The sequence below is a fragment of the Sphingomonas sp. LHG3443-2 genome, assembly GCF_049896405.1.
Classification (GTDB): Bacteria; Pseudomonadota; Alphaproteobacteria; order Sphingomonadales; family Sphingomonadaceae; genus Sphingomicrobium.
In genome coordinates, this window is the sequence record NZ_JAFCUG010000001.1 from 526,669 (window position 1) to 550,453 (window position 23,785).

The 23,785-nt window shown below is 64.1% G+C and carries 28 protein-coding genes and 1 tRNA gene; 16 read left to right on the top strand and 13 right to left on the bottom strand.

All coding sequences use genetic code 11. The features are described 5' to 3' along the window. Positions 1–16 precede the first annotated feature (16 nt). On the top strand, positions 17–445 hold the full coding sequence (locus tag ACP69Z_RS02615; protein WP_426265993.1) for a nucleoside deaminase: 429 nt from the start codon (positions 17–19) through the stop codon (positions 443–445). Then, complete coding sequence (locus tag ACP69Z_RS02620) at positions 442–702, top strand: hypothetical protein (RefSeq protein WP_426265994.1); 261 nt, start codon at positions 442–444, stop codon at positions 700–702. Before ACP69Z_RS02615 ends, ACP69Z_RS02620 begins: the two co-directional genes overlap by 4 nt. Here the strand turns inward: ACP69Z_RS02620 and ACP69Z_RS02625 are convergent. Beyond that, positions 677–1,345 carry an OmpA family protein gene (locus ACP69Z_RS02625; protein WP_426265995.1) on the bottom strand — a complete coding sequence of 223 codons (669 nt, stop codon included), beginning with the start codon at positions 1,343–1,345 and terminating at the stop codon, positions 677–679. The genes ACP69Z_RS02620 and ACP69Z_RS02625 overlap by 26 nt on opposite strands. Positions 1,346–1,482: 137 nt before the next feature. On the opposite strand from ACP69Z_RS02625, the gene ACP69Z_RS02630 reads away from it, so the two are divergent. From ACP69Z_RS02630 to ACP69Z_RS02660, 7 genes are all read left to right on the top strand, one after another. Continuing rightward, entirely contained in the window at positions 1,483–2,808 is a 1,326-nt protein-coding gene (locus ACP69Z_RS02630; RefSeq protein ID WP_426265996.1) for a hemolysin family protein, read from the top strand. An 81-nt stretch (positions 2,809–2,889) separates the two neighbouring features. Then, complete coding sequence (infA, locus tag ACP69Z_RS02635; protein WP_029941555.1) at positions 2,890–3,141, top strand: translation initiation factor IF-1; 252 nt, start codon at positions 2,890–2,892, stop codon at positions 3,139–3,141. A gap of 10 nt (positions 3,142–3,151) precedes the next feature. Next, positions 3,152–3,724, top strand: coding sequence for a Maf family protein (locus ACP69Z_RS02640; protein ID WP_426265997.1), 573 nt, complete (start codon positions 3,152–3,154; stop codon positions 3,722–3,724). Beyond that, positions 3,717–4,649 carry a ribonuclease gene (locus ACP69Z_RS02645; RefSeq protein WP_426265998.1) on the top strand — a complete coding sequence of 311 codons (933 nt, stop codon included), beginning with the start codon at positions 3,717–3,719 and terminating at the stop codon, positions 4,647–4,649. The genes ACP69Z_RS02640 and ACP69Z_RS02645 overlap by 8 nt, the downstream gene beginning before the upstream one ends. Beyond that, complete coding sequence (locus tag ACP69Z_RS02650; RefSeq protein WP_426265999.1) at positions 4,633–4,809, top strand: DNA gyrase inhibitor YacG; 177 nt, start codon at positions 4,633–4,635, stop codon at positions 4,807–4,809. The genes ACP69Z_RS02645 and ACP69Z_RS02650 overlap by 17 nt, the downstream gene beginning before the upstream one ends. 45 nt (positions 4,810–4,854) lie before the next feature. Continuing rightward, positions 4,855–4,930, top strand: a tRNA-Phe gene (locus tag ACP69Z_RS02655). A gap of 134 nt (positions 4,931–5,064) precedes the next feature. Beyond that, a complete protein-coding gene (locus ACP69Z_RS02660; RefSeq protein ID WP_426266000.1) occupies positions 5,065–6,861 on the top strand; it encodes a hypothetical protein in 1,797 nt (598 codons plus the stop codon). A gap of 172 nt (positions 6,862–7,033) precedes the next feature. On the opposite strand, the gene ACP69Z_RS02665 is transcribed toward ACP69Z_RS02660, so the two are convergent. From ACP69Z_RS02665 to ACP69Z_RS02680, 4 genes are all read right to left on the bottom strand, one after another. After that, on the bottom strand, positions 7,034–7,639 hold the full coding sequence (locus ACP69Z_RS02665; RefSeq protein WP_426266001.1) for an HAD family hydrolase: 606 nt from the start codon (positions 7,637–7,639) through the stop codon (positions 7,034–7,036). Beyond that, positions 7,632–8,231, bottom strand: a complete 600-nt coding sequence (locus ACP69Z_RS02670; protein WP_426266002.1) for a hypothetical protein — start codon at positions 8,229–8,231, stop codon at positions 7,632–7,634. Before ACP69Z_RS02670 ends, ACP69Z_RS02665 begins: the two co-directional genes overlap by 8 nt. Positions 8,232–8,518: 287 nt before the next feature. Beyond that, complete coding sequence (locus ACP69Z_RS02675; protein ID WP_426266003.1) at positions 8,519–8,908, bottom strand: antitoxin Xre/MbcA/ParS toxin-binding domain-containing protein; 390 nt, start codon at positions 8,906–8,908, stop codon at positions 8,519–8,521. A 65-nt stretch (positions 8,909–8,973) separates the two neighbouring features. Beyond that, positions 8,974–9,393 (bottom strand): MerR family transcriptional regulator, encoded by a 420-nt coding sequence (locus ACP69Z_RS02680; RefSeq protein WP_426266004.1) that lies wholly within the window; start codon positions 9,391–9,393, stop codon positions 8,974–8,976. 279 nt (positions 9,394–9,672) lie between these two features. Here ACP69Z_RS02680 and ACP69Z_RS02685 point away from each other — a divergent pair, with 279 nt between their 5' ends. The 7 genes from ACP69Z_RS02685 to ACP69Z_RS02715 all read left to right on the top strand — a co-directional run bounded on the left by ACP69Z_RS02685 (position 9,673) and on the right by ACP69Z_RS02715 (position 17,879). Next, positions 9,673–10,302, top strand: a complete 630-nt coding sequence (locus ACP69Z_RS02685; protein WP_426266005.1) for a cation transporter — start codon at positions 9,673–9,675, stop codon at positions 10,300–10,302. A gap of 147 nt (positions 10,303–10,449) precedes the next feature. Then, positions 10,450–10,941: a methyltransferase family protein gene (locus tag ACP69Z_RS02690; protein ID WP_426266006.1), complete on the top strand. Its 492-nt coding sequence runs from the start codon at positions 10,450–10,452 to the stop codon at positions 10,939–10,941. Between the two features lie 44 nt (positions 10,942–10,985). Further along, a complete protein-coding gene (locus ACP69Z_RS02695; RefSeq protein WP_426266007.1) occupies positions 10,986–11,318 on the top strand; it encodes a hypothetical protein in 333 nt (110 codons plus the stop codon). 56 nt (positions 11,319–11,374) lie between these two features. Continuing rightward, positions 11,375–12,694: a TolC family protein gene (locus ACP69Z_RS02700; protein ID WP_426266008.1), complete on the top strand. Its 1,320-nt coding sequence runs from the start codon at positions 11,375–11,377 to the stop codon at positions 12,692–12,694. Between the two features lie 11 nt (positions 12,695–12,705). Then, positions 12,706–13,908 carry an efflux RND transporter periplasmic adaptor subunit gene (locus tag ACP69Z_RS02705; RefSeq protein ID WP_426266009.1) on the top strand — a complete coding sequence of 401 codons (1,203 nt, stop codon included), beginning with the start codon at positions 12,706–12,708 and terminating at the stop codon, positions 13,906–13,908. 64 nt (positions 13,909–13,972) lie between these two features. After that, positions 13,973–17,209 carry an efflux RND transporter permease subunit gene (locus ACP69Z_RS02710; RefSeq protein ID WP_426266010.1) on the top strand — a complete coding sequence of 1,079 codons (3,237 nt, stop codon included), beginning with the start codon at positions 13,973–13,975 and terminating at the stop codon, positions 17,207–17,209. A gap of 76 nt (positions 17,210–17,285) precedes the next feature. After that, positions 17,286–17,879, top strand: a complete 594-nt coding sequence (locus tag ACP69Z_RS02715) for a cation transporter (RefSeq protein WP_426266011.1) — start codon at positions 17,286–17,288, stop codon at positions 17,877–17,879. Positions 17,880–17,958: 79 nt separating this feature from the next. On the opposite strand, the gene ACP69Z_RS02720 is transcribed toward ACP69Z_RS02715, so the two are convergent. From ACP69Z_RS02720 to ACP69Z_RS02755, 8 genes are all read right to left on the bottom strand, one after another. Next, the gene (locus tag ACP69Z_RS02720; RefSeq protein WP_426266012.1) at positions 17,959–18,699 is read right to left on the bottom strand and encodes a PepSY domain-containing protein; all 741 of its coding nucleotides are present in this window, start codon (positions 18,697–18,699) and stop codon (positions 17,959–17,961) included. Next, entirely contained in the window at positions 18,696–19,400 is a 705-nt protein-coding gene (locus tag ACP69Z_RS02725; protein WP_426266013.1) for a PepSY domain-containing protein, read from the bottom strand. The genes ACP69Z_RS02720 and ACP69Z_RS02725 overlap by 4 nt, the downstream gene beginning before the upstream one ends. A 125-nt stretch (positions 19,401–19,525) precedes the next feature. After that, entirely contained in the window at positions 19,526–20,386 is an 861-nt protein-coding gene (locus ACP69Z_RS02730) for a DUF305 domain-containing protein (protein WP_426266014.1), read from the bottom strand. A 51-nt stretch (positions 20,387–20,437) separates the two neighbouring features. After that, entirely contained in the window at positions 20,438–20,983 is a 546-nt protein-coding gene (locus tag ACP69Z_RS02735; RefSeq protein ID WP_426266015.1) for a DUF411 domain-containing protein, read from the bottom strand. Between the two features lie 21 nt (positions 20,984–21,004). Continuing rightward, entirely contained in the window at positions 21,005–21,496 is a 492-nt protein-coding gene (locus tag ACP69Z_RS02740; protein ID WP_426266016.1) for a DUF305 domain-containing protein, read from the bottom strand. An 11-nt stretch (positions 21,497–21,507) separates the two neighbouring features. Beyond that, a complete protein-coding gene (locus ACP69Z_RS02745) occupies positions 21,508–22,275 on the bottom strand; it encodes a DUF2231 domain-containing protein (protein WP_426266017.1) in 768 nt (255 codons plus the stop codon). Then, entirely contained in the window at positions 22,224–22,709 is a 486-nt protein-coding gene (locus ACP69Z_RS02750) for a YybH family protein (protein WP_426266018.1), read from the bottom strand. The genes ACP69Z_RS02745 and ACP69Z_RS02750 overlap by 52 nt, the downstream gene beginning before the upstream one ends. Before the next feature lie 11 nt (positions 22,710–22,720). Continuing rightward, a complete protein-coding gene (locus ACP69Z_RS02755; RefSeq protein ID WP_426266019.1) occupies positions 22,721–23,599 on the bottom strand; it encodes a copper resistance protein B in 879 nt (292 codons plus the stop codon). Between the last annotated feature and the right edge of the window lie 186 nt (positions 23,600–23,785).

Sequence of the window (23,785 nt, forward strand, 5' to 3'; positions counted from 1 at the left end):
CCCGCTACCACTTCCCATGCGCCGCGCACTCGACCTTGCCGCCGAAGCGGCGCGGGCGGGCGAGGTGCCGGTCGGGGCCGTGGTGACCCGCGGTGACACGATCATCGCGGAAGGCCGTAACCGGATGCGCGACGGGAGCGATCCGACCGCGCATGCCGAGATGGTGGCCCTCCGGTCCGCCGGGGTGGCGCTTGGCACCAGCCGGCTTGACGAGTGCAGCCTGTGGGTCAGCCTCGAGCCCTGCGCGATGTGCGCCGGGGCGATTGCGCTGGCGCGGATCAAGGAGCTGCGCTTCGCCGCCGAGGATCCCAAGGGCGGCGCGGTGGTCAACGGACCGCGGCTGTTCGGCCAGCCGACCTGCCATCATCGTCCCGATGTGCTGGGCGGGATCGGCGAGGAGGAAGCGGCGGCACAGCTTCGGCGCTTCTTCGCGGAGCGGCGATGAAGGGCAAGGTCGCGCTCTATGCGCTGTTCCTGGCGCTGGTCGCTGCGGGGGTTTGGTGGTGGGAGGGGTCTCGCACCCCCCAGCCGCGCAATCTTGTGGCGGCCTTGCTGCTGTTGCCGCTGTTCGCCTTCGTGCTGTGGCTGAAAATCGACTGGGCGCCCGAGCAAGCCAGCCGCCGGCAACTGGCGAAGGAGGGAGGCGCTACGACGAAGCGCAGCGCCTCCGACGAGATTACTGACGCAGCGGAACGACCTTGATCTCCACGCGGCGGTTGGCCGCGCGGTCGGCTTCGCTGGTTTCCGGGTTCACCAGCAGCTGCGATTCGCCGAAACCGCGGGTCGCCATGCGGGCGCGGACGACGCCGCGGCTTGCGAGATAGCTCGCGACCGATTCGGCGCGGCGCTCGGATAGCGTCTGGTTGTAAGCGTCCGACCCGCTCGAATCGGTATGTCCGTAGATGTCGATGTAGCTCTGGTTGTAGGTCGCAAGCGTGCTCGCCACCTCGTTCAGGGTCGACTGGAACTGCGGCTGGATGTCGTAGCGGTTGTAGGCGAAGGTGATCCCGCTCGGCATACGGAGGATCAGGTCGTCGCCCTGGCGGATGACGTCCACGCCGGTGCCGGCCGTCTCACGGCGCAGCTCGGCTTCCTGCTGGTCCATGTAGCGGCCGACCGCGGCACCCGCGAGGCCGCCGATCCCGGCGCCGATGATCTGCTCGGTGCGGCTGTTGCGCCCGCCGACGATGTCACCCAGGAGATAGCCGCCCGCCGCGCCGAGAATGGCGCCAAGGCCGGTCTGACTGATCCGGCGGTTGCCGGTCTCGGGGTTGGTGGTGCAGGCCGCAGTGGTCATCAGCGAGGCCGTCAGCAGACCCGCCGTGAGTTTCTTCCCCTTGGTCATGATCAAGGACACTCCATCTTGTTGATCGACATTTTGTGCAGACACGTGAAACCGGTGGTCTGGTAGGATGTTCCACCAGCACAACGATCGACGCGCTTGCCGCTCCCCCTTCTTGAAGGCTAGAAGCTGACCACCCGATGAGCGGAACCCTGCTCCCTTTCCCCTGGCTCGACCTGGTCCTGATCCTCGCGCTGATCGCCTTGAACGGCGTGATGTCGATGAGCGAGCTGGCGATCGTCTCCGCGCGTGAGGCGCGGCTGAAAGCGCTCGCCAAGAGCGGCAGCGGCGGCGCCAAGATCGCGCTGAAGCTCGCCGCCGATCCCGGCCGCTTCCTGTCCACGGTGCAGATCGGGATCACCCTGATCGGTATCCTGACCGGCGCCTTGTCGGGTTCGCGCCTGGGCACGCCGGTGGCGCAGCGGCTGGAATGGCTTGGACTCGATGCTGAAACCGCGACTACCCTGGGCTTCGGGCTGGTAATCGTGCTCACCACCTTTGCCTCGGTGGTGGTGGGCGAATTGGTGCCCAAGCAATTCGCGCTGCGCAGCCCGGAGCCGATCGCGGTCACGGTCGCCCGTCCGATGCTGTGGCTGAGCAAGCTGACGGCACCGTTCGTCTGGGTGCTCGACAAGAGCAGCGCTGGCATCTTCAAGCTGCTCGGGCTCGACCGCGAGAACCGCGACCACGTGACCGCAGAGGAGCTTCACCTGGTAGTCGCCGAAGCCAAGACAGCGGGCGTGTTGGAAGAGTCCGAGCGCGCGATCATCAGCGGCATTGTCCGCCTCGCCGACCGCCCGGTGCGCGAGGTCATGACGCCGCGGACCGAGGTCGACTGGATCGACATCGACAGCAGCCCCGAGGCTCTGCGCGCGGCGCTTGCCGACACGCCGCACAGCCGCCTGCCGGTGGCGGAAGGGTCGGTCGAGAAGATCGTCGGCGTGGTCCAGACCCGCGACATGCTGGACGCGCTGCTGGAAGGCCGCGCGCTCGACCTGCGTGCGCTGGCCCGCAAGGCACCAATCATCCCCGACGTCATGGACGCGATGGACGCGCTGGGCGTGCTGCGGTCGGCCGAAGTGCCGCTGGCAATGGTGCATGACGAATATGGCCATCTCGACGGCATCGTGACGCCGGGCTCGATCCTCGCGGCGCTGGCCGGGACCTTCGCCCACGACACGGAAGACGATGATCCGCCGCTGGTCGAGCGCGAGGATGGCAGCTGGCTGATCAGCGGCTCGGCCACCGCCGACTGCCTCGAAGATCACCTCGGCATCAATCTCGAAGGCGACCGCGAATATTCCACCGTTGCGGGCTTTGCGCTGGCCGTGCTCAAGCATCTGCCCGAGACGGGCGAGTATTTCGATCATGACGGCTGGCGCTTCGAGATCGTCGACCTCGACGGGCGGAAGATCGACAAGCTGCTGGTGACCCGCAAGGCGAAGCGCCGGCCCGCGTCGGAATGACCGCTCACCTATACTTTCGGCGCATCTGCCGCTAAGGGCCCGCGCGACTTACTCTTTTATCTTTCTCTCAAAAGGATCTGCATGGCCAAGGAAGAACTTCTCGAGATGCGTGGACGGGTGGTCGAATTGCTGCCCAACGCGATGTTCCGCGTCGAACTCGAGAATGGCCACGAAATCCTCGGCCACACCGCCGGCAAGATGCGCAAGAACCGCATCCGCGTGCTGACCGGCGACGAAGTGCTGGTCGAACTGACCCCTTATGACTTGACCAAGGGGCGCATCACCTACCGCTTCATGCCGGGCCGCGGCGGCCCGCCGGGCTATAACGGCTAAGGCGCCGCCCATGCGCCTGGTCCTCGCTTCGGCGAGCCCGCGCCGGGTCGATCTGCTTGCCCGCATCGGGGTCACCCCCGACGCCATCCGCCCTGCCGACATCGACGAAGAGCCATTGAAGGGCGAATTGCCGCGTCCGCACGCGCTGCGGCTGGCGAGCGAAAAGGCGGCCGCGGTCGCTGCGCTCGAGCCCGATGCGCTGGTGCTCGCCGCCGACACCGTGGTCGCGGTCGGGCGCCGGATCCTGCCCAAGGTCGAGGACGAAGCGACATTGCGGACATGCATGGCGCTGCTCTCCGGCCGTCGCCACAAGGTGCTGACCGGGGTCGCGCTCGCCGCGCCTGGGCAGAAGCTGCGCACCCGGCTGGTCGAGACGGTGATCGCGATGAAGAACCTCTCGGCCGAAGAAATCGACTATTACGCCGGCCACGGCGAATGGCGCGGCAAGGCGGGCGGCTATGCCTTGCAAGGCTATGGCGAGGTCTATGTCCGCTTCATCGCCGGAAGCTGGTCCAACGTGGTCGGCCTGCCGGTCGCCGAAACCCGGCACCTTCTGAAGAGCGCAGGCTATCCGCTTGCCTGACTGGCTGGTCGAGCGCGGCATCGGCGAGGAGCGCTGGGTCCGCATCGCGAATGGCGAGATTACCGACGCCCGCATTCATCTCGATGGCAGCCCCCGTGCCGGCGAACTGCGCGAGGTGCGGATCAAGGAGGTGCGGCCGCAGGCGCTTGCCTCTGATGGTGCAAGCGAGTTCCTGCTGCCGGGCGGCGCTGGCGGGCGCCATGAGGGCGCGAAGGCGCTGATCGAGGTCACCCGCGAGCCGATCCCGGGCGCCGAGCCGTGGAAGCGGCCGCTGGGCCGTGTGGTGGAGGCTGGCACGGTGTCGGCCCTTCCGACTGGCAATGACATCCCCTTTCCGGCGCCGGACGACCTGCTTGAGGCGGCCGGTTGGTCGGACCTGCTGGAAGAAGCCCGCAGCGGAACGATCGCTTTTCCCGGCGGCACGCTCAGGGTGTCGGTGACCCCCGCCATGACCCTGATCGACGTCGACGGGACCGGGCGGGCCGAGGACCTCGCCCGAAGCGCGGCACGGGCGGCGGCGGCGGCGATCCGGCGTCACGCGATCGGCGGCTCGATCGGGATCGACTTCCCCACAATCAGCGGGCGCGAGCTTCGCCAGAAGCTCGGGGAGCTGATCGACGCCGGGCTGGAAAAGCCCTTCGAGCGCACCGCGGTGAACGGCTTCGGCTTTCTCCAGATCGTGCGTCCGCGCCGAGGCCCGAGCCTGTTCGAGCTTGCCGCCGACCGCCCCGGCTTCGAGGCCCGCGCGCTGCTACGCCGCGCGGCGCGGCAAGTCGGGTCGATCCGCCTCGCCTGTCACCCGGCGGTCGCCGCAGCGTTGCGGCCTGAATGGCTGGACCAGCTCGGCCGCCAGGTCGGCGGCAATGTCGGCTTGCGTGAGGACGCTTCGCTCGCCATCTCGGGCGGACATGCCGAACGCCTCTAAGCCATGCCCGCTCTGCGCCAAGCCGGCGTCCAAGGACCATGCCCCCTTCTGCAGCCGCGGCTGCAAGGATCGTGACCTGCTGCAATGGCTTGGCGAAGGTTATCGACTTCCTGGCCCGCCGGCCGATCCCGGGCTGGACAGCGACGAAGGCGCCCGTTAGGGGAGCCGCTCGCAAGGCCAAACGGCCTGCCCGCGAAGCACGTGGGCCCAGATAGCTCAGTTGGTAGAGCATGCGACTGAAAATCGCAGTGTCGCTGGTTCGATCCCGGCTCTGGGCACCACCCTCCTGTGAAGCTGCGGCTAAGCTGCGCCGATGTTGCACGCACTTGCTCCGCAACCAGTTTCAGTCGTTCGACGAACCTTCCCGAATCGTGCGGCACTATTTACGTGGACGCCCGGCTTGCAGCGGGTGATCATGACCGAACAGAGCGCAGAAGACACGTCCACGCTTGATCTCGACACAATGGATGCACTCCGGGGAGCCGACGACGTACGCAAACGTCTGGTCCTGGAGATGAACACGGGTGCACCGTCGATCAGCGATCTCGCCTACGCAGTGAAGGTCCGCGTCAAGGAGGACTACAAGGTCGTCGAGAAGGTTCTGCGGAAGCGGAAGGGCGGCAAGCCGGAATACTCCGTCTCCAGCTTGCGGGATCTGGTCGGCTTGCGAATCGTGACTCTCTACCGCCTAGACGCCCTCGATATTCTTCCAGTGCTGTTCGAGCGGATCGAGGCGGGCCCCCAGGACCCGGATAGTGTCTTCAGTCCGAAGGGCATCGAAGAGATTATCATCTATTCGACCAATCCACACGGCGATGCGCAGGATCTACCCGGCCGTGTGGAAGCCCTTTGCCAAGCCTTCGGCTTCGCCGGCCGTGTCGAGGTCACGCCCGAGAACTACACGTCCATTCACATCGTGGTCTGGTGTCGGGGGAAGTACCGGACTGGCTATCGTGACATCCCAGTCGAGATCCAGGTCCGCACCGCTCTTGAGGACGTCTGGGGTGAGATCGACCACGGCCTCAAGTACAAGCGCGAAACGGAAGGAGATGGTCCAGACGGCGCGGCGGCGCAGAGGCTAGAGCTCAACCAAGCACATCTGAACGTCATGAAGACGCTGATCGACGGGCTCGCCCAATATGGTGACCAGATCAAGCTTCAGATGGACGGCGACAAGCGCATCCGGGCGAAGGCATCCCGTCGATCCGAGCGGCCCGTCGACCGTTTGGACAACATCCTGAACCTGGACGAGAACGCCAAGCAGATCGCTCACAAAGCGGTGACTGCCGCCCAGGACGGCATCGATGGTGCGAACGGGTCGGGCTCTTTGCGAACAGCCAGGCGGCGGGTCGCAGGGGACCTGATCCGAGCGGCGGACAAGGTCCGTGGTCTAGGTCTCCCCCGGGATCACGAGAACGAAGTGCTTTATGTCCTGGAGATGGAGCGCGCCCTTCTACTCTTCGATATCGGTAATGAACTCGCTGGAGCGAGCGGGAACGCCACCCTCGTGGAGGCGAGCCGCATATATTCGACCATGGCCGACCTGTTCCCCGACCGGGTAGCTCCCTTGTACCGGCTTGCCCGGACTTTGGATGAACTCGGGGACAAGCCCGCCGCCCGCAGCAAATATCAGGCAGCCGTTGATGCCCTCCCGAATTCCGATCTCGGCAAGGATCATTGGCTTCGTTCGGCAGCCCCGCGCTTGCTCGCCTTCGCGATCTGGGAAGATGCAGTCCAACAACTCAGAAGCGCCGGGTCCCACGGGGATGAGCAGGCACTCGCCAGCATCCTCAAGGCAATCGACCTTACGAAGGAGGCGCTCCAAGCTGCCGAAGGTGACCCAGGCGAGGCGTCGAAAACTCGCAACAACCTGGTCTACTACCTCTTGGACTACCGCGCATATGGCGGCCAGCAGTCCGACTTGGACGAGCGCGGGTTCGACATCGCCAAGCTGAAGGACATGGTTGCCAGGCTGGCCGAGAATGCGGCGGAGAACGCCGCTCACTGGGATACCGTTAGCAAAGCTTACGGACAGCTCGGCGAGAAAGGCTTGGCATTGGATGCCGCCAAGAAGGTCATCGAGCTCCTGAACTCGCCGCAGCGGCGCGAGCCTTGGTCGACAAACGAACGCATCATGATGCGTGATGCACAAAGGGCAGTGGAGCCGGACGAAGCGGCTGAAGGGCAAGGAAATGGAGTTGAACCGGCTTGATTGTTAGGACGTTAGGCCCCAAAACATATGCACACGCAGCGGAAGCGGTCGCTGCGGAGGGTAAGCGAAGGACGACGATGATGACGATGCGTCTACCCGAGAAGGACGATTAAGGTCCATCTTTCCAGTTAGAACATCAAGGGCTTGGACCGATGGTCAAGGCCTTTTTTGTTCAGAGCAGGTCCCTCAGAAGCTCCCGCAAGGTAGCGCCCGGGCTGAGGTGGCGAGCTTGCAAGCCGGCAGCCATCGGACCGGCGACATCGTTCCGGAGCGAGTCGCCGACCATCAGGACCTCCGAGGGACGAAGGCCCAAACGGCGACACGCCTCTTCGTAAATTACCGCCAATGGCTTCGCCGCTCCAATCTCGAAGGATAGCACCTGCACGTCGATGAGCGGTCCAAGCCAACGCTTGATCGGCTTGGCGTAGGGCGCCGCTAGGTTGGACACGATGGCAAGTCGAAATCCGCGCTCGCGAAGTCGGCCCAGAACGTCGAGGGCACCCGGCAATGGCTCGATCGAAGCAAGCTCCGCCTGCAGATCGGCCTCAAGCCTTTCGATGGTGCCGTCATCGAGTTCGATCGGAATGACATTGCGGGAAACCACGTCCCGCAATGTCATCCTCGAAGTCATCGGCGAGGGGTTCAACCGTCGTCCTGCCAGGGCGGCCAGTCGCCCGTACGGTCGACGTTCGTCCCTAATTGCGAGGAGAGTGCCATAACAATCGAAGGCGATCGCCCTTGCGCCTGATCCGGTCAGGTACGCAGGAAGGTCAGGCACCGAAGCGATGTTCGACAAGGACGTTGAAGCCGGCGGCCAGAGTGGACGTAGGCTCGCTTGCGATTTGCTCCACAAGGTACACCATCGCTTCTGACAGCAGCGACGCCGCGACCGGCTGCGAGGGATCAAACCCCTTCTCGACATCGGCAATGTATGAAATTCGGCCTCCAAGACGGTGCCGCAGCTGCTCACGGACTTGGCTCTCGTCCGAGGCCAAGGTGGCAAAAAACACATGGAGTGCGCCGCCTGCTTCCTGCTCCACGCAGGTCGCGGTGAACAAAGCCGCCGGCCAAGGGAACAGGAGAGGTCCCGGAGCAGAGCCATCCTCTGCTCGACCCATCGGCTCAACCACGATCTCGTCAGCCTCGCCGTCTTCAGGCGACAGGAGGAGCGCCATCTCCTCCGGACTCATGTCGTAAGCCGGTGTCGCGCCATGGAGCACAAGGGCTCGCATGAACATGGTGCGATCCACGCAGGCGGTCAGGGCATTGTGACCGCCGAAGAGATGTCTTGGGGCAGCCATCCAGGCCGCAGGATCGTACTTGGACCGTTCGCGGGCGAAACGCGATCCAGTCTCGGCCGCTACAAACACCAGCCTGCCTATTTGGCGATGTGTCAGGGTGACCCGGATATCCGAAGGGCTGTCCGGCTCGAGGGGGTCACAAAGAGCCACATCCCGAAGCGGAACATTGCTGTTTTCGGGTGCACGCCCGAATGCCGGCTCAAACTCAACCTCAGCAGCAGTGCAGGCAATTGTCTCTTGCATTCCACGCTCCCTTTTTTCGCCCGCAACGACGCGGCCACGGAGGGAGGTAGGTTAACCCTGTAGTAACTACAAGGTCTGCGGGAATGAATGGCCGCTGAGCGTGTCGAAACGGATCATTGGCACTCGGCCTCAAGGTAGCGGCGAACCAAGCGAAGGTCTTCGATGCGTCCGCTTGCGATTAGCTGCACGGCCGAACGGCCCGCGAAGATCGGTGCATGGTTAGGCGCGCGCATCCAGGCGTCGGCTCGGGAGACGTTCGGCAACAGCGTGTTGATCGCTCTGAAGATGCCGAATACGTGCGACAGCCTCTCCAGTGTGTCGCCATTCATCCGCGCCGCTTCCGACGCTCGGGCCGACCGTAGTTGATCAGCTTCCAAATTCATGATCGCTGCTTGTTCTGCCTCGCTGAGCCTCCACTTCTCCGCGATGCGGAAGAAGGTTCGCATCCCTGCGGCTTCAAGCTCATCTCTACCTAGCTCCTGCACCGCCAGCCTCCGCGTCACGTTTAACGAACAGAGCCGACATCGTGCTAGCTTACAGTGACTACAAGGTTTGACGGCCTACGCTCTCAAGCGTGATCTGTCTCGCATTGCTCATGGTCGGCGAGTGCCTGCATGATGCGACAATCGGATATCTGGCCGCCACGACATTGTGAGATCATACGCCGGAGCTCGGCTTGGAGCTTCTTCAGTTGTGAAATCTTCCGCTCGACCGCAGCAAGGTGGCCTGTGGCAATGCGGTCAGCTTCTCCGCAGTCCTGATCCGGCTGTTCAGATAAATCCAGCAGGGATCGGATATCCGCGATCTCGAAACCAAGCCCGCGCGCGTGCCGGATGAATGTGAGTCGCTCGACATCCTGCGGGCCATAGTCTCGGTAATTTCCGCCGGTGCGGTCCGCCTGCGGCAAGAGGCCAATTCGCTCATAGTAGCGAATGGTCTCGACGTTCGTCCCGGTCGCCTTTCCAAGCTGACCGATTTTCATTCCCATGTCAGTGTCCCCTCGGCCCGGCGTTAGTGCGCAAGACCCGAGACCGTCGACTCTTTCCTTATCTTGTCAGCTGCCCCAGTCGCCATACCGTCGGCGGCCTCACTAGGCACCGCTTGAACAACGGCCAGCCGAGTGGGCGTCCAGACGGGTGCCAGCGGGAGCAACATGGCCTGCTGACGCTACGCTGGATGCTCTAGGGCGATTAGGAAACCACAGCATTGACCCTGTAGCCGCTACAGGGACCATATACGGGTCGCTCCGATTCGGTCGAGGTGACAAATGGCCTGTAACAGCTGCGTATCCGACACTCAGAAGATCACGGTCGACCCGCGTTGGCGCCGGGCCTTGTGGATTGCCTTGATCGTCAACGCCGGGATGTTCGCGATAGAGCTATACGCCGGCTCAGCTGCCGACAGCCACGCGCTGAAGGCCGACGCGCTCGACTTCTTCAGTGATGCCGCGAACTACGCCATCTCGCTGCTGGTCGCCGGCTTGGCGCTGGCGTGGAGAGCCCGCGCATCCTTATTCAAGGGCGCGACACTGGTGCTGCTGGGCGCCTACATCTTCGTCAGTGCCAGCTGGGCCGCGTGGAACGGCTCGAGCCCGCAGCCGGAGACGATGGGGATTATCGGCTCGCTTGCGCTCTTGGCAAACGTCGGTGTCGCTCTGATGCTGTTCCGCTTCCGCTCTGGCGACTCCAACATGCGATCGGTCTGGATCTGCTCGCGCAATGATGCGATCGGCAATCTGGCCGTGATCGCGGCCGCAGCCGGCGTGTTCGGCACCGGCACCGCCTGGCCGGACCTCATCGTCGCGGGCATCATGGCGACGCTGGGCATCTGGGGCGGCCTGCAGATCATGGCTCAAGCGAGGGGCGAACTCGCCCACCGGCCTGCTCATGCGTCCTGATCGCCCATTGCTCGGGGCTCACATGTGGGGCGCACTCGGCTTTCTGCTGGCAGGCTTGCTGCTGGCCGCATACTTCCGGTTGGCGGCTCCTGCGGCCCAGCTTGACGATCATCAATCGGACGAGCGCGCCAGAACGGGGAAGACGGCATGAACGAAGTTCGGAGCGGCGGCGATCGTCAGGGCACCTCTGGTCAGACGGACAGCCCTCGGGTTTTCTTGCCGCCACCCCTGATCTTCGCGAGCTCGGTCGCAGCTGGCCTCGCCATCGACATGCACCTCCACGACTTCGGGGTGCCGCAGGTCTTCGCCATTCTGCTGCTGGTGGCGGCGCTCGGTCTGCTCGGCGCGGCGCTGAACCTCTTTCGGCGGCGGCGGACTCGGCCGGAGCCGTGGCAGCCCGCGAGTGCGCTGGTGGTGACCGGCATCTACCGGTTCACCCGCAATCCGATGTATCTGGGCATGACGATCCTGTCCCTGAGCGTCGCGATCTTCTGCCAGAGCCTCGGTGCCGTCTTCCTGTCCCTGGTAGCGGCAGCCTTGATCGACCGCTTCGTCATCCGGCGGGAAGAAGCCTATCTCCAGCGCTGCTTCGGCGATGAATATCGGTCCTACAAGCAGCAGGTGCGGCGATGGCTGTAGCGTCGCGTTCCCAATCGCGCTCGCGGCTGCTATGGCGCCGCCCCATGCCCCGCCTGACCGCCATTGTCAGCGCCATGCTCCTCGTTCTCATGTTGTGGACGGGAACGACGGTGCACGCGGCCGAACGGCTCGACTGCATCGAAGTGGGGGCGGAAACGACCGGGCACTACGATGGCGACCCCGACCAGACCCCAGCCAGCTCGGACAAGGGTGTCGCCCATCATCATACCTCTTGTGGCGGCCACCAGCTCGCCGCCCCAACGGATATTTCAGCGGCTGCGCTGGCCCCGGTCCGGCGCACCAACCTGTTCGGTGACCCCGCTGCCGGAGTGCCGGGCCGCGAGCCCGAGAACCAACTGAGGCCTCCAATCGCCTGACACTGACTCAAGCCCGGCACCCCGGGCTCGATTGCAGATGTCAGGAGTATTCCACCATGAAGTTTGTTGCAGCCGCGACCCTGGTCGTGGCGGCGGGAGGGGCGTTCTCGTCCGCTTCCGCTCAGGTTGGCAATCCCGCCAGCCCGACCGTCGGCCGCCCGGTGTCCACGGCGCCGGCGGGTCCACCATCACCTGTGGTGCCGCCGCCAGCCGCACCGCGCACTGGGCCGCTTCCAGGCAGCCTCAGCCTCGCTCAGGCGCTGGAGGAGGCGAATGCCCGGTCGCCGGCGATCGTTGCCGCTCAGGCCGATCTGGCGGCGGCGGAAGCCCGAACCCGTCAGGCCGGCGTCCGAAGCAATCCCGAGCTCAGCTTCGAGGTCGAGAACTTCGCCGGAACCGGGGAGCTGCGCGGTCTCCGCTCGACCGAAGCGACCCTTGCGGTCAATCAGCGGCTGGACCTTGGGGGGCGCCGCTCCGCCCGGGTCAGTGCGGCTCAAGCCGAGCTGACCGTTCAGCAGTTACGCCTGGCGATCGCCAGGGCCGACCTGTCGCAGCAGGTGCGGGAGCAGTTCGCCCGGGCCCTGACTGCCCGCGAGCGGCTCGCCCAGGCGACCGCAAGCGTGGGGCGGGCTCGGCGGTTCGCCCGCATGGCGCAGATCCTGGTGGATGCGGGCCGCGATCCGCCACTTCGAGCGCTACGGGCGCGGTCGGCTCTCGCGCAGGCCGAAGCCGAGCGGGAAGTCGCGGAAGCCGATGAGCTGGCCGCCCGCTCCTCGCTCGCCGCCCTGTTCGGTGTGCGTGAACCCGTCGCGGAGGTCAGCGGACAGCTGCTTGACCTCAAGCCGCAGACGATCAACGCGGAAGCCAGCCTGGAAGTGCGCCTTGCCGATGCGGAGCGCGCCGCCGCCGAAGCGGTTCTCCGCCAGCAGCTCGCAGAACGGCGGCTGGATCCTGCAGTCGGGGTAGGCGTGCGCCACGTCCGGGAGACCGGCGACTTCGGGCTGGTAGCGGGTGTGTCGATGCCCCTGCAGGTGTTCGACCGCAATCGCGGCAACATCGATGCAGCGCAGGCTGGGATCGCCGCAGCAGAGGCCCGCCGGGCCACGGCGATCGCAGCCACGACCGCACGGGCCAGGAACGCCATCGCCAATGTGCAGGCGGCGCAACGGCGTGTGGATGCACTCGAGTCCTCGGCCGTTCCGGAAGCAACGGAAGCGTTGCGCCTCACCGAGCGCTCCTATGCTGAAGGGCGGGCGACCCTGCTCGAACTCCTCGATGCCCAGAACGCCTACACCGCCACCCGCACCGCGCTCACCGATGCCCGGCTCGCCCTCGCGCTGGCGACGGCCGAACTCGGCCGCATCGCTGCTCGATAGGAACACACCACATGCCGATCCTTCGCGATCTTAAGATCATTAACCTGACCTACAGGAACCGCCTGCTCGCCGGCATTGCCGCCACAGCCTTGGTTGCTGGAGTGGGAGGAGTGCTGATCGGGCGCTCGATGAGCGACCCCGCTCCCACGGTGGAAACCAGTGCGGAACCGGCCGACGAGACAGAAGAGGAGCATGGGCCTGAGGGCTTCGTCCCGCTGACGCCCGAGCGCCTCTCGGCCAGCGGTATCGCCCTCGAGCGGGTCGAGCCCGGCGCGCTCCAGAGCGAAGTCATTGCGCAGGCCACGGTCGCCGCTCCGCCCGAAGGTCAGGCGCTCCTGACCGCACGGGCTGATGGTGCGGTGGTACGGATCAACAAGCGCCTTGGCGATCCGGTCGCGGCCGGCGAAACGGTGGCGCTTCTGGAGAGCCGAGAGGCGGCTGCCTTTGTGGCGGAGCAGAATGCGGCAGCGGCCCGGGCCCAAGCTGCGCGAGCCGCTGCGGCCCGCGAGCAGCGCCTGTTCGATGCCAAGATCACGGCAAGGCAGGATCTGGAGGCAGCCGTTGCCGCCAAGCGCACCGCAGAAGCCGAACTGCAGCGGGCCGAAGCGGCCGTCAGTGCCGCCGGCGTGACCGGCGGCGGGCGCTACCTGGCCGTTCGCAGTCCGATCGGCGGGCGGATCACCGAGGTCGATACCCAGCTCGGCGCCTACGTTTCAGCCGGAGCCGAGTTGTTCAACGTGGCCGACCCCCGCCGGCTCCAGATCGACGCCTCCGTTCCGGTGAGCGATGCGCAGCGCATTCAGCCCGGCGACCGGGCCCAGGTAGAGCTGCCCACCGGCGGCGTGGTCGAAGCGCGGGTCCGGTCCGTGACCCCGGCCCTTGATGCTGAAAGCCGCACCGCCACCGTCGTGCTTCAGCTCAGCGGCGCCCCAGGCGGGCTGACCCAGGGTCAAGGCGTTCGGGTTCGCATTGTCCCACGCGGGAGCCAGCAGCGCGGCATCATCCTGCCTGAGGAAGCTGTCCAGCAGATCGAAGGCCGCGACATGGTGTTTGTCACGGTGAAGGGCGGCGTCCAGGCGGTTCCGGTCACGCTTGGCACTCGGAGCGGAGGAAGGGTCGAGATCGTCGACGGGCTCGAAGCCGGTCAGATGGTCGTGACCCGCAACGCCTTCGCCCTGAAGTCGCAGCTCGGCGCCGAAGCGGACGATCATTGATCCGGACTCACGCCGCTCAGCTCACCCTCGCACAGGCCGACGCACGACGTCGCAGGAAACAGTCATGATCGAACGCCTCCTTCGGACCTCCATCCGCTTCCGCTGGGCAGTGGTGCTGCTGACGGCGCTGGTTGCCGTCTTTGGCGTCAGCCAGCTGCTCAAAGTGCCCATCGATGCGGTTCCCGACATCACCAACAAGCAGGTGCAGATCAACACGGTCGCCCCGGCGCTCGGCCCGCTCGACATGGAGCGGCTGGTCACCTTTCCGGTCGAAACCGCCATGGCCGGAATTCCCGGACTCGAGAGCACACGGTCCATCTCCCGCAACGGCTTTTCCCAAGTCACCGCAATCTTCGAGGACGGCACGGACCTGTATTTCGCCCGCCAGCAGGTTGCGGAGCGCCTTACCGCCGCGTCCGAAAGCCTGCCGGAGGGCGTCGAACCCCGCATGGGACCGGTCACGACCGGGCTCGGCGAGGTCTTCATGTATGTGGTCGAGTTTGCGCCCGCAGGAACCCGCGATGTGCCCCGGCTTGCAGGACGGCCCGGACCGCAGCCGGACGGGAGTTACCTGACGCCCGAGGGTGAGCGGCTCACCGATGAGACCGCGAAGCTCGCCTATCTCCGCACTGTCCAGGACTGGATCCTCCGACCCCAGCTGACGTCCGTCGACGGCATCGCCGGGGTGGATTCCATCGGCGGCTACGAGAAGCAGTATGTGGTCCAGCCCAATCCATCTCAGATGGCGACGCTGGGGGTCTCCTTCACCGAGCTTGCCGAGGCGCTCGAACGGGCGAACGTGTCCGTCGGCGCGAACTTCTACGAGCGAGGCGGGGAAGCTTTCCTGGTCCGCGCCGATGGGCGCATCCGCACACTCGACGAGATCGCCCGCGCCACCGTGACAACGCGTGGCGGAGTGCCCATTGCTGTCCGCGACATCGCTGACGTCCGTATCGGCGGCGACCTCCGCACGGGCGCTGCAACCGAGGACGGGGAGGAGATCGTCGTTGGCACCGCCCTCATGCGGGCCGGTGGCAACAGCAGAACCGTCGCCGCTGCGGTGGGCGATCGCCTCGAAGAACTGACGCGCTCGCTACCGACGGGCATCGTAGTGCACCCGGTGCTGGACCGCTCCAAGCTCGTCGATGCGACCATCAGCACGGTAGAAGAAAACCTGCTGATCGGCGCCTTGCTGGTGATCGCCATTCTGTTCTGGCTGCTCGGCAACATCCGCGCGGCGATCATCGCCACGCTCGTCATTCCGCTGTCATTCCTGCTGATGGCGATCGGGATGAACGCTACCGGCACGTCCGGGAATCTCATGAGCCTCGGGGCCCTCGACTTCGGTCTGATCGTCGACGGGTCGATCATCATCATCGAGAATGCCTTGCGTCGCCTGGCCCAGCGGCAACATGCGGAAGGACGCCTCCTCAATCTGGCGGAGCGTCTGGAGGAGGTTTTCCAGGCGTCACGCGAAATGATCCGGCCAACCATCTACGGTCAGGCGATCATCTTCCTCGTCTTCGCGCCGCTGCTGACCTTCACCGGGGTGGAGGGCAAGATGTTCTCGCCTATGGCCACCACGGTCATGTTGGCGCTGGCGGGCGCCTTCATCCTCTCCCTCACCTTCGTGCCGGCGATGGTCGCCATCCTTGTCCGGGGCAAGGTGGATGAGAAAGAGGTGCGGGCGATCAGCTGGACCAAGCAGCGCTATGCACCGCTGCTCGACCGTGCCCTTGCCAAGCCTTGGCCGGTGATCGGTGCGGGCATCGGAATCTTCGCGTCGGCCGCCCTGCTGTTCACCCAGCTCGGCCGAGAGTTCATTCCGCAGCTCGACGAGGGTGACATCGCAATCCTCTCCGCTCGCGTTCCGTCCACATCGTTGGACCAGTCGCTCGAGTTCCAGCGCCGCATTGAGCGGGCCGTGGCCAGCCTCCCGGAAGTCGAGCACATGTTCGCCAAGACCGGCACAGCCGAAGCCGCCCTCGACCCGATGCCTCAGAATATCTCGGACTCCTTCATCATCCTGAAGCCCAAGGATCAATGGCCGGCTGGCGTGAACAGCAAGGAGGACCTGATCGAGCGGGTCGAGGCCAAGCTGAAGCCGCTTGTCGGCAACGCCTACGAGATGAGCCAGCCGATCGAGCTTCGCTTCAACGAGCTGATCGCCGGGGTTCGCAGCGACGTCGCGGTGAAGATCTACGGCGACGACGTCGAGGCCCTGGGACGCGTCGGGCAGCAGGTCGCTGGCGTCTTGCGCACGGTGCCGGGGGCTGCCGACGTGAAGGTCGAGCAGACGGAGGGTTTCCCCACCCTCGACGTCCAGTTCGACCGTGACGCGATCGCTCGCTACGGCCTGACGCTCCAAGAGGTGTCGGACACAGTGGCGGCGGCCCTTGGCGGCCGTGATGCCGGGATCGTCTTCGAGGGCGACCGCCGCTTCGACGTCGTCGTCCGGATGCCCAACACGGCCCGCAACGATCTGGAGGCGATCGGCGCGCTCCCGGTCGTCGTCGAAAATGGCGAGAGCGGCTTCGCCGTGCCGCTTCGGCAACTTGCCCGCTTCAGCCTGTCAGATGGTCTGAACCAGGTCAGCCGCGAGAATGGCAAGCGACGGGTCATCGTGCAGGCAAATGTGCGGGGCACCGACCTCGGCTCCTTCGTGGCCGATGCACGGGAGAAGATCGCTGATCAGGTCAAGCTTCCTGCGGGATCGTTCGTCGAGTGGGGAGGCCAGTATGAGAATTTGCAGGCCGCCTCGCGCCGCCTGATGCTCGTGGTGCCAGCGGTATTCGCGCTCATCTTCCTGCTCCTCTACCTGGCACTGGGCAAGGTAAGGCCGGCGCTGGCCATCTACTCGGCCATCCCGCTGGCGCTCGCCGGCGGCGTGTTCGCGCTGGCGCTTGCAGGCCTGCCTTTCTCGATCTCAGCGGCCGTGGGCTTCATTGCTCTGTCCGGCATCGCCGTCCTGAACGGGCTGGTGCTGATGAGTTCAGTCGTGGAAATGCAAGAAGACGGCAAGCCGCTCGAAGCTTCAATCCGGGAGAGCGCCCTTACCCGCCTTCGCCCCGTGCTGATGACGGCACTCGTCGCGTCGTTCGGCTTCGTCCCGATGGCGCTTGCGACCGGTCAGGGCGCTGAGGTCCAGAAGCCCCTCGCCACCGTGGTGATCGGCGGCCTGATCACGTCCACTGTGCTGACGCTGCTGGTGCTGCCCGCCATCACCAAGCTGCTTCTGAAAGCTAGTCCGGGGCGTTCCCCGGAGAAGGAAGCCGGTTCCGTAGCGATGGTGCCGGCTTGAATGACCCCGCGACAAAAAGGGAGAAGAGCATGCTGCAAGACAGTTTGAGCGAGCGAGCCAACTGGAACCGGCGGTCATGAGCGAGAGCAACCTCGACCTTGGCAGCGCCGACAAGCGCAAGACGCTGTGGATTGTCCTGGCACTCAACGTTGCGATCGCTGTGGGCTTCTTCGCCACCGGTGTCTTCGCCAGCTCGAGCGCGCTGATCGCAAACGGTCTGGACAATTCATCCGACGCGCTGGTTTATGCCCTGAGCCTTCTGGCGCTCACTCGAGGGCCAGTGTGGAAGCGGGGCGCGGCGCGAGTATCCGGCATTCTGCTTTTGATCTTCGCGGTCGGCGTTCTTGTGGACGCCGGAAGAAGGTATGTCGCCGGCTCGGACCCCATTGGCACGACCATGATGATCATGGCGGTGATCGCCGCAGGGGTGAACCTCTGGTGCTTGATCCTGCTGAAGCGGGTTCGGCAGCCTGACGTGAACATGCGCGCCGCCACCACCTTCAGCTTTAATGATTTCATCTCGAACGGCGGCATCTTGGTCGGAGGAGGTCTTGTGCTCTGGTTAGGGCAGAACTGGCCCGACCTGGTTGTGGCAGTGGGTATCGCAGTCATCGCATTCAAAGGCGGCATCGAGATCCTCCACGATGCGCACCATGAGGCGAAGCACTAGGGAGAGTTCTTGTGCCTGATCACCGTTCTTGGCCAGTCTCGGACATTGAGCGAAGGATCACCTGCCCGCCAAACCAAAATTATCGAGTGCGCGCGCCCGAAGGAGTTCCCCTGGAAAACTTCAGCCATGTGAGATCGTGTCGCCACATAGTACGGAATAGCAGCCAAAAGCCTGTCACCGCCAACCATGCCATAGCTATGCCAAAAGTCACTATGAGCGGGTGGTTGAAGCTGGTGCGCTTGGCATAGTCCATGTTGTGGAGCATCCAGAAGAAGTCCCACCAGCGCCAAGTGTCATTCCTGCGTTCCAGGACCGCGCCGGTAGTGCCTGACACATAGTAACTGCTGTGTCGGTCGTCGCGGAATGCGACCTGCCAAATCGGTAATTGGTGTTCTCGAACAGCCAGCGTCAATTCGGTGAGCGGCGTCACATGGGCAACGACTGCGCGATCCGGATGAGCAGCGGCAGCAATTAGCTGAGCCTCGCGCTCCCCTATCTGGACTGGCAAGCCGGTAGCAGCGTTGAACAGGCGGGCACCCGCGTTTGGGGAAGTCACCAGTAGGTGCTGGCCCCAAGGCAGCGGCTGGAGCGACACCTTGGTTACAGACTGGCCAGCGAGCGCCTGCTGGACCCGTGGCCACGCGACTGGCGTGGCTCGCAGCCCCGGCGTGCTCTGTCCGCCTCGCTTGCCCCCGGCGACCTCCTCCATGTTGAGCAACGCCATGGCAGTGCCACTGATTGCCCACAGCAGGAATTGAACGCCGATGATCAGGCCAACCCACTTATGGATGCGACGGAGCCAGATCGACTTGATGGTCATGCTCGTGCCGCTCCCTTCTTCTTTTTTCTCGGGAAGGCATAGAGCAGAAGCCAGGCACCTGAGAGGGCGAGCAGGACGGTGCCCCAGGTGAAAACACGCAGCACCAGGTTGTTGACGTTCTCGCGCTCATCATAGTCCATGATGTGCAGCATCCAGACGAAGTCGAAGATACGCCAAAGCTCATGACGACGTGAAATCAATTCGCCGGTCGTCGGCGAGAGGTAGAGCGTCGGCTTGTTCCAGTGCGCGAACTCCACGCGCCAGAGCGGCGGCTTCCGGCCCCTTATCTCGCCCGGAATGTCGGTGATCAGCCTCGCAGACGAGATTGGCTCGGGGCCGGTGTAGTATGAGCGGGCGAGCGCCCGGACCTGCTGCTCCATTGGACGGGCAACAGCCTTCCCGTTTCTAGCGTCGACAACTTGCTCACCAGCTTGACCGGTCAGGACATAGACCGGTCGGCTATCAATCCACGCCAAACGGACATTCTCGGCACCGGAGGACGAAGCAAGGGCGATCGGATCTCTCAGCGTTGCCGCATCTACGCCCGGTGGCTGCTGATGGCGCACGAAGTGATCGCCATGGATCGTGTCGATATGAACGACGGTCATGTAGACGCCGCTAAGTGACCAGATGACCACTTGCAGGCCGACGAAGAGGCCAAGCCACTTGTGTGTTTTACGGGCGACCACGTGGCTGCGCATCAGATGATTATCGCTCCCCCCAACGAGTTTGGTGGCGGGCCGGCAGGTCACTGCCGGCCCCTTCCTTGTGAGGATGGCTGCAGAGATAGGCTCGCGCCAATCGAGCCCATCACCTCGTCATCCGATCAGCAGTGCCCTGCTGCGCGATGCTCTGGAGCGCAAGTCGATGCCGCAGGGGCGGGTTCGGCCTTTGCAGGAGGCGTCGCGCTTGCCTTCGGCTCGGCCGGACGGGCAGCTGATGTGGCTTTCGGCTTATCCTTCGGTTCGGCCTTAGCCGTATCTGCCGGTGCGGGTTCTGCCTTGGCCTGCGCAGCGGTCTTCGCTCCCGATTGCTGCATCGCGCTCTGCATCGGTTCGCCCCGCAGCATGGCTTCAACCATGGCGATTTCCTTCTGCTGATCCGCGCGAGTCTTCTGGATCTGGCTGCGAAGCGTGCCTGTCACTCCGTTCGCAAGAGCTACGTCCGACATCGCCACAGCACCCTTATGGTGCTCCAGCATTTTGCGCATGTAGGTCTGCGAGACATCCGCGCCCGACGCCGCCATCATCTTCTGGTGCATGTCCACCATAGCCGATCGGTACAGCTCAGCGCTACGCTGGTCGGGCGCACCCTCCTGAACAAGTTTCTGGAGATCCTCGATCTCCTTACCCTGCTTGGCGATCGTCTCGCGCGCCATCTTTGCGACATCGGCCGTAGGGTTCTGGTCCAGAACGATGCGGGACATGTCGATCGCCCCCTGATGGTGCACGATCATCTTCTTGAGCCAATTCTGGCCGACGTCGCTGCCAACCGCAGCCATCATCTGCTCGTCCATGCGCATCTCGGCCTCCGCAAATGGCCCGCTCATCTGCATGGAGTTACCTGCCGCCATATTGGCATCCATCGCTGGCTCGTTCGCAGCAACCTGGTTATCGGCTTGCGATCCGCACGCTGCCAACCCGGCCGTAGCCATCAGCAGAGCCGTGAATTTCGTTACCTTGTTCATGTTCGTTCTCCTTGAGAGCCGCCCCGCTCAAGTCTTGTATGTCTCGGCCGATCAGCCCTTCACTGATCGGTAGAGGCTAGTTCGACCGTCTGCACCGAATGCAACCACGTTGAATGGTTCCTTCGTGCCATCCGGACTTTCCATGCCAGGTGACCCAGAAGGCATTCCTGCTACCGCAATCCCCTTGATGTCCTTCGGACGCTCGCGAAGCAGCCTGTCGACATCCTCAGCGGGAACGTGACCTTCAATAACGTAGCCGCCAACGAGGCTGGTGTGGCAGGAAGCTAGGTCCGTCGGCACGCCATAGCGCTGCTTCACCGAAGCCATGTCTGGCCGATCCGTCACCCGCACATCGTATCCGGCCTGCCGGGCTCTCTCGGCCCAGAGCGAGCAGCAGCCGCAGTTCGGGTCTCGAAAGACGGTGATGGTTTCGGCTTTCGTCGGCGTAGCAGCTTGAGCTTGAGTGATTGTTGGCTCAGCCGTAGCTACCTTGTTGCTGGCGGGCTCGGAACTGCCGCAACCCGCAAGCGATGCACTCATCAGCAAGCAACAGGCGGCAACCTTCCATTGCCTGTACGCTAAATGTCGGACTTCCATGACTTATCTCCGATGGCCAGCTTACATCCGCGCCATGATCTGCTTCATCTCGTCGATCTCACGCTGCTGAGCAGGAATGATCTCCCCGCATAGACGCTTGATCTCGGCGTCTTTGATCGTCGACTCGCGGCACATCAGGATCGCACCGGAGTGATGCGGGATCATCGAGCGCAGGAACTGCTTGTCGCCGACCAGCCATTGCTGACGCGTCGCCAAGAAGGACAGCACTAGAATGACGGCGAAGAGGGCGTGAAGCGCCATGTTCAGGCGCTTGTTCTTATACATGCCGCCCATCATGATCAGCATGAGCGAGCCCATCGGCGCCCACATCATCAAAGCCATGTAGAAGAAGTTCACATTCTGGATGAACTCGCCAAGCGAGTTGATCATCGCGAACATGACAAAGTACATAATGGCCAAGCTGATCGCGAGATTCAGCGCGAGCAGCCAGTAGTGCCGTCGCATCATTGCGGGATCGTTCATCTCTCCATTGTGGTGCTGTGACTGCTGCATGTCCTAACTCCTCACCAGTTCAGGTGTGCGATCCCATGGATTAGCGACCCGCCGAACCAGCCCTGGACGGCAATCGCGGCGGTCATGACTGAGAGCGAGAGGACCATGCCGGCACCCCGATCTTCCCACGGTCGACGCCAAGCCCAGAGTGCTAGCGCAAGTCCCCCGAGACCGATCGCCGTTCCAAGCCAGCGATGTGCAAGCAACAGGCGATCCGGATCGTTCAGCTCGAAGCCAGCGTTCAACCAGCCAAGAAGCGCCGCAAATGGCGCGACGACTCCGCCGGCGACCACCAGGAACTGAACCGGGGCACCGAAAGCCGGTCGTCGCCTGCCCACCACTGCTGTGAATAGGGCGGCCGGGAAGAATGCGATCGGGAAATGCACGACGATCGAGTGAAAGGCGCCCAGCCATGTCCGCAGACGTTCAAGGAAGCTTAACTTCGAACGATCTGTGGGTGTCATCATCATCTCACCCATGTTCTCGTGCATCTCGCCGGGTGTCATCTGAGCGGAAGAGGCTTGCGTCTGCGGCTGCTGCTGCATCTGAGCGGAAGCGGCTTGCTGCTGCTGCTGCAGTCGCTGCTGTGCAGCCAACTGCGCCTGGCGCTGCTGCTTGTGGCCCTCATGAGCAGCGGCCGAGGCCGAGAGCACCACTAACGCAGCCCAAAGCAGCACAAAGCCGATGATCAGCTGGCGCCAGACTGGTCTGCCAAGTTGAGTGAGGGTCATTGCGTGCGTGGCTTTCGGCCCGAGTTGTGCATCATGACGATCTTCCATCGACCATCGTCCTTGCGGAGGACGCTTGTCGCTACGCCGACGCGATCCACGGTTTCGCCGCCCTTGGTCTCGATGCGGTACTTGTAGGTCTCAACCGCGTGGGCTGCCGCTGGTCCAAGCAGGTGAACATCCACCTTGTAGTCCGAGAAGCGGAATGACCTGAACTCGCGCAACTCGGGACCGAGGTGATGCGCAAGGTAGTTGACGTATGTACCCTCCACACCGCCGGTTTCAAATATCGCAGAGTTCTTCATGAACAAGCGCTCGGTGTTGGACGCGTCAAGTTTCTCAATCGCAGCCTTGTACTGCGCAAGAACGGTCTTGATTGCCGCGACTTCAGCGCGCTGGGCTGCGGCTGGCAGCGCTCGACTGGGCTGAGCAACAGCTGGGGACGCAACGAGCAGTGCGACGCTGAGCAAAAATGCGTGCTTCATCTAGCCTCTCCTTAGAACCAGGTTCGTACGCCGATGAGCAGCTGGAGAGCGCCCGCCTTCTCGCCCTCGGCTCGCCTGTAACTGGCGGTTCTGCCGAAAGCGCGCTCGTACTGAACACCGATGTAGGGAGCGAACTCACGCCTGATGTCGTATCGAAGGCGAGCACCGAACTCAGCCTTGGATAGCCCAGCGCCTACCCCGATTTCTCGGCTATTCTGAGCGGCAAAGTCGAACTCAACCCTTGGCTGCAAGATGAGCCGCTGCGTTATGCGCTGATCGTAATAGCCACCAACGCGAGCGGAGAGCTCGCCCTTGTTCGACAGGAAGAGCGCGCCCTCAACGTCGAAGAAGCTGGGGGCAAGTCCCTCCAACTGCACGGTGGCGTACACGCGCGATGGGTTCGGCTTGAAGTCATAGCGAAGCCCGCCCTGCACATTCCAGTATGGGTCGATGGCGTGACTGTAGAGGGCCTGCACCTCAGCGCTCTCGATGCCCTCACCAAAGGCGCCTTCACCCTCGGTCTTGAGCCAAAACCGGTTTATGTCGCCGCCGTACCAGGCTTCGCTTTCCCAGCCGTAGCCATCAGCGCCCTTCCCAGCTCGATATTCAGCGATGTTGTTCAAGACCTGGAAGAACTTCTGGTCGCCATGGAACTCTTCGAGGTGGTGACGCCCCATGTCCATGGCCGCTCGGCCGTAGAATGCGTCCGCTGCATCGGCGGTGGGTACAGGCGGCGGCGGCGCGTTTCCGGCCGGAAGGTTGGTGCCCTCGAGCGCAGCACTGGATTGACCCGAGCCTTGGGCCGGACTCGGCGTGCAGTGACCCATGGCTGCATGCTCAGGCGGACAGGCCGCCTGAGCTGGCGCAGACTGGGTCTTGGGGCTGGCCACTGACTGAGCCTGTGGCGCCGAGGGCGTGCAGTGACCCATCGCCGCATGCTCGGGCGGACAAGCGGTCTGACCCGTTGCAGCTGCAGGAGCAGCTGGGGTCGTTCGAGCAGGCGCTGCCTGCACCGTTGTTGGAGCTGCGGGTGTGCAATGTCCCATCGCGGCATGTTCCGGCGCACAGGTCGCCTG